8 protein-coding genes and 1 tRNA gene are annotated in these 4947 nt (G+C 51.8%); 3 read left to right on the top strand and 6 right to left on the bottom strand.

The features are described from left to right. Window positions 1-268 (top strand): CAP domain-containing protein (locus QZ279_RS07590; protein ID WP_293449705.1); only part of this gene is annotated, 268 nt, incomplete at its 5' end. A gap of 360 nt (window positions 269-628) precedes the next feature. Here the strand turns inward: QZ279_RS07590 and QZ279_RS07585 are convergent. Both QZ279_RS07585 and QZ279_RS07580 read right to left on the bottom strand, forming a co-directional pair. Then, window positions 629-704: transfer RNA gene (locus QZ279_RS07585), tRNA-Ala, on the bottom strand. A 95-nt stretch (window positions 705-799) separates the two neighbouring features. Next, the gene (locus QZ279_RS07580) at window positions 800-1132 is read right to left on the bottom strand and encodes a TIGR02300 family protein (protein WP_293449703.1); all 333 of its coding nucleotides are present in this window, start codon (window positions 1130-1132) and stop codon (window positions 800-802) included. A gap of 102 nt (window positions 1133-1234) precedes the next feature. Between QZ279_RS07580 and QZ279_RS07575 the strand changes: the two genes are divergently transcribed. Together QZ279_RS07575 and QZ279_RS07570 are read left to right on the top strand one after the other, a co-directional pair. Then, window positions 1235-1921, top strand: a complete 687-nt coding sequence (locus QZ279_RS07575; protein WP_293449701.1) for a SprT family zinc-dependent metalloprotease — start codon at window positions 1235-1237, stop codon at window positions 1919-1921. Window positions 1922-1966: 45 nt separating this feature from the next. Next, window positions 1967-2617 (top strand): GntR family transcriptional regulator, encoded by a 651-nt coding sequence (locus QZ279_RS07570; RefSeq protein ID WP_293449699.1) that lies wholly within the window; start codon window positions 1967-1969, stop codon window positions 2615-2617. 6 nt (window positions 2618-2623) lie between these two features. Here QZ279_RS07570 and QZ279_RS07565 read toward each other — a convergent pair whose 3' ends face one another. The 4 genes from QZ279_RS07565 to QZ279_RS07550 form a co-directional block, all read right to left on the bottom strand. Beyond that, window positions 2624-2989 (bottom strand): hypothetical protein, encoded by a 366-nt coding sequence (locus QZ279_RS07565; protein ID WP_293449697.1) that lies wholly within the window; start codon window positions 2987-2989, stop codon window positions 2624-2626. Window positions 2990-3177: 188 nt separating this feature from the next. After that, window positions 3178-4179, bottom strand: coding sequence for an OmpA family protein (locus QZ279_RS07560; RefSeq protein WP_293449695.1), 1002 nt, complete (start codon window positions 4177-4179; stop codon window positions 3178-3180). Beyond that, window positions 4151-4714 carry a peroxidase-related enzyme gene (locus QZ279_RS07555; protein ID WP_293449693.1) on the bottom strand — a complete coding sequence of 188 codons (564 nt, stop codon included), beginning with the start codon at window positions 4712-4714 and terminating at the stop codon, window positions 4151-4153. Before QZ279_RS07555 ends, QZ279_RS07560 begins: the two co-directional genes overlap by 29 nt. A 12-nt stretch (window positions 4715-4726) precedes the next feature. Then, window positions 4727-4947, bottom strand: a 221-nt coding sequence (locus QZ279_RS07550) for a GNAT family N-acetyltransferase (protein WP_293449691.1), incomplete at its 5' end; no start/stop codon positions are given.

Below are 4947 nucleotides of genomic sequence, written 5' to 3'. Positions count from 1 at the left end.
TGATATGTTGGCGCAAAACTACTTTTCCCACGACGGAAAAGACGGGTCAACCATCGGTTCTTGCGCAACAGCTGCAGGCTATAATTGGACCTCGATCGGCGAAAATATCGCGCAAGGCCAAGCCAATGAAAACCTTGCGATGAATGGTTGGGTAAGTTCACCTGGCCATCAACGAAACAACGTTGACCCAGATTTCAAAGAATTCGGCTTAGGCCGTACTGGTTCTGGTGCGAACACGCGTTGGACACTTGTACTTGGCGCACAGTAGTTTCTGATCCAGATCTTCTTTCTAAAAGGCCTGAGCGTGTTTCTCAGGCCTTTTATGTGTGTTATTTTAAAATTAATTCTGCGCCGCGAAAAACCTGCACAGGGCGCTTCACACAGTAAAGCCTTACCCCATTACCTCGACTTAACCTGCGTGACGACTTATGTGTAAATTGTTCAATATTTTCGGGTGATTGCTTTTCAAATTTGCCGACGAGCACACAGATTTCATAGGAGTAATTGGATTTATAACAGAGCACGGGAATATTGAGTTCTTGCACTCAAAAGCTCACGCAGTGAATGCAAAACCAGGACCGACACACACATAAAGCGAGGCAGTTCGAATATGAATTAAGAGGATGTTTGGTGGAGCCTAGGAGGATCGAACTCCTGACCTCCTGCATGCCATGCAGGCGCTCTCCCAGCTGAGCTAAGGCCCCAAAAACAGACACAGCGCATCTATTGAGCGCGGGTCTAGGGAAGGTTCGCATCGGGATCAAGTGAAAATCACAAAACCCCGACGCAATCGTCTTAATTAGTTGTCGTCGTCATCAGATGCGACGTCCGCGATTTCGTCGAGAGAAACCGTGTCTTCGTCATCGTCATCTTCCAGCACATCATCGCCAAGATCCAGATCGACGTCTTCATCGTCGTCCAGCACCACATCATCTGTGTCAGCCTCTTCGGCTTCTTTGGCTTTCATTGTCGCTGCATCTTCGGCATCAGCTGCGATCATCCGGCTTTTGCCGTTTTCCATCTCGATTGTTTCGCCAGTATAGGGGCTGACAATCGGAGTTTTGTTGAGATCGTAGAATCGCTTGCCCGTGGTCGGGCACAGGCGCTTGACGCCCCATTCTTCCTTGGGCATGGAAATTCCTCACGAATTGGTCTTAAGATCAGTCTAGGGCAACTGCCATAACCTTTGAACGGTGTCAAAGGCTTTGCAGCGATATTGGGACAAGAAGCACACATGGGGCAGCATATTCTATCAGGCAACCCTCCAGTTCCTATAATTTTGCGTAAATCAGCGCGTGCGAAGCGGATTAGCCTACGCATTAGCCAGCTTGACGGACGTGTGACGCTCACTTTGCCCAAACGGGTGAGCGAAGCAGAGGGAATCGCCTTCGCGCGCGAAAAAGAGGCATGGTTGCGGGGGCATTTGGACCAACGCGGCGTTGATTTGGATATCGCAATCGGGACCAGCCTGCCGATTGAAGGTACGCAGCGTACACTTCAAACAGGCCCAGGTCGCCGCGTTGTTCTCGACGGTGACATCCTCTATGTGCCCGGCGCGCCCGAGCAAGCAGGCAAGCGTGTGCAGGCCTTTCTCAAGCAAATGGCCCGTGACAAACTGGCCGCAACCTCTGACCACTATGCTGACCTTCTTGGCAAACCTTACGCGCGCATCAGTATTCGTGACACGCGCTCGCGCTGGGGATCTTGTTCTAGCTCAGGAACGCTCATGTATTCGTGGCGTTTGATTTTATGCCCGCCAGAGGTCCTGAACTACGTCGCAGGTCATGAGGTCGCACACTTAGCGGAGATGAACCATTCAAGCGCGTTCTGGGACACTGTGACCCGCATTCACGGCCCCTATGCAGCACCGCGTGCATGGTTGCGCAAAAACGGGTCTGGCTTGCATGCCTATCGATTTTAGACGTGCTTACTTGACGGAACTACATTTTGTGATCACAAAGTACACATGCTCATAAACCCACGCCGCTCTGACGCCGCGCCCTCCGCCCATGATCGGGTTTACCGGACACTGCGTACAGCGATCATGTACGGAGAAATCAATCCAGGCCAAGCCATGACATTGCGTGGGATTGGTGAGGAATTCGAGGTTTCCATGACCCCTGCACGCGAAGCCATTCGCCGATTGGTTGCAGAGGGCGCTTTGTCCGTGTCCAGCTCTGGGCGCGTTTCAACGCCAGAACTGAGCAATGAACGCATTGAAGAACTGGCCGCTTTGCGCGCTTTGATCGAGGTAGAGCTCGCGAGCCGCGCCTTGCCGCGAGCACACATAGCGCTGATTGAACGTTTGCAAACAATCAACGGTACAATCGCCGAACATATCGCGCGCCAAGATGCCGTTGCCTACATTCGTACAAATCTTGAATTCCACCGTACGCTGTATCTACGCGCGCAGGCCCCTGCGATGCTGGCGATGGCTGAACAAGTTTGGTTACAGCTTGGCCCAACAATGCGTGCCCTTTACGGACGCCTACGTCGCAAAGATCCACCGCACTTTCACCGTCTCATCATTGCTGCGCTCAAGGCAGGCGACGAACCGGGCCTACGCCTTGCAGTGCGGTCCGACGTCACGCAGGGTCTAAAAATGCTGACAACATAGGACAGTTCAAAAATTCACGATGATAGAATTACCATAGCCCCGAAACTGCAGTTTTTCTCGTGTCTTTTTGAGTAAGACCGCGCGTTTGGTCTCGTTTTTCATGCGGCTACCGCGCATGATCAATGCACGGTGGAACGGGTTCGCGAGAAAGATTTTCTCGCTTTCGATCGTGTATTTTCGGGTGCTACCATTGTACGTGCAGACGATTTTCATCGGGCTTAGTTTACGAGTCGCCGCTGGAATTTTCAGATGTCCGAAGCCTGAAAAATCTTTGCTAAATATCTCACTTCGCACCTGACATTTAGCCCATTGGATATAATCCGCTGCCGTGCGCGCACGCGCGATACCAGGCTTGATCAAACCAAAAAACACACTGTCCACACGCTTGTTCGCGATCAAGTCCTGAGCCGAAGCAAGCGACGGCAGCAAGAGCGCCAACACGAAACATATACACTTTAAAAAATTCACAGGCCGTTCCATTCTGGTTGTTATCTGATGGTATTTACCCGCTTAAGGAACATGAACTTTCATGTCAAATTTTGCACTAACCGTCGTGACAATTACTCGGTTGAAATCAGTACAGCTTCGACACGGCGGTTCGCATTTCGACCAGCCTCGTTCAGATTGCTGGCAATGGGGTTTAAAAAGCCAACCCCTTCTGCACTAACCTGTGCGCTCGGTACACCATGCGCCTCTATTAGGCGCTTGCGTACAGAATCAGCACGGCGCTTGGAAAGTTTGATGTTTCCGCTCAAACTGCCCTCCGCATCGGTATGACCCACCAAAGCAATCTCGCGTTTCGAATTTACTCGAAGATAACTCGCGACTTGAGCCAGCGATGCGAATGGACCTGTACCCAGCTCGGATGATCCGGTCTTGAAGATCAAATCGCCCAAAGCAACATGGCCAGTGATGTCCAATTGCGCGGCTGTTGCGAGATCATTGCCCGCGGCTTGCGGCGTTCCTGTGGCGGTGGTACTGGCCATCATTTCACTGCCTTTGGAAACGCTTATCCCCGCGCTACCATCCATTGCAATTTGGATGATTTGAATGTAAGCTGATGAGCCGCTGCGACTGACGAAAAGGGAAATGGCTGCTTTTGGTGCGTCTGTTTCACCTTTGATCGCGGACACAAAGCGATAATCATCCAGATCAACGTACATTTTGGGTGCATCAATGACGTCAGTCTCAAATCGAAAGTCAAAACCTCCGCAGGCACGGTCAGCACACTCAAAAAGGACCGTATAACCATTCGTTTTCAATTCTTCGCGCAAGGGTTGGACCATTTGCAAAGGCGTCACGCCACCCCCTTCAACGCGCCAAGCTTGTCGCGTGACGAAGCCCTCGAAAATGCGTGATGGGATAACGGAACCATCAAAAGGAGCGATAGGCAATGCGTAGCTGTCTATGCCCAAGTCCTGCCCCTCCGTTTGGCGCGCAGAACCGGGCAACGTCAGCTCAACCGAACTGGCCATGACGGGGGCCAGTGCGAAAGTTAGAAAAAGAAGCGCGCGTAAGATCATCTGTTTGGGATCACCGATTCTGCGCGTGATATTCATCATTGGGCCGCATATCTATCGCACTCGCCACGCGATTGGACATGTTGTAAAACCCTGTGACGTTTGCAATGTCAAAGATATCGCGATCACTGAAACCCACGTCGCGCAGCGCTTGGCGATCTGTCTCTTCGATCGTGTGGCTTTCCTTGGTGACACGTTCCGCAAACAGACACATCGCATGTTGGCGTGCGTCCAAATCAGCGACGCGCCAATTCATTACTAGCTTCTCGCCAAGACTGGGGTCACCCGAAAGTTGACGTACCGCCGCTCCGTGTGCCGTCAGACAATAAAAGCACTTGTTTATCGAGGATGTGACGACCGCGATCATCTCTCGTTCAAGTTTGCTCAGGCCGCTGTCGGCCAGCATGATGTCGTTATAAAGCTCCGTGAAGGCGTTCAACTTGTCGATATCAAATGCATGCGCTTGCAGCACGTTTGGCACCATGCCCAGCTTGTCTTGGCAGATGTCAAAATACTTCTGTGTTTGCGCGGGAAGTGGGTCGACCATTGGCAGATCGAGGGCTGTAATCTTAGTCATGGTGTGGGTCCTTCAATCAGTCTTAATCCGGTAATGATACTGCCCAGTGAGCGTCATCCCAAGCGAGGTGTAAAGCCCATTTACTGCGGCATTTTCTTGGGTGCAAATGACAGACATGTGCGTCGCACCCTTGCTTTGTGCCCAGAACGCAGCGCGCCGCATCAGCCATTTACCCACACCCATACCACGCTGATGGGGTAGAATTTCAAGCGCATGCACCATCGCAATCCTCT

Source organism: Planktotalea sp., assembly GCF_018607965.1.
Classification (GTDB): Bacteria; Pseudomonadota; Alphaproteobacteria; order Rhodobacterales; family Rhodobacteraceae; genus Planktotalea.
The sequence above is the reverse complement of the archived record's forward strand: the minus strand, read 5'-3'. Positions and strand labels throughout refer to the sequence as shown.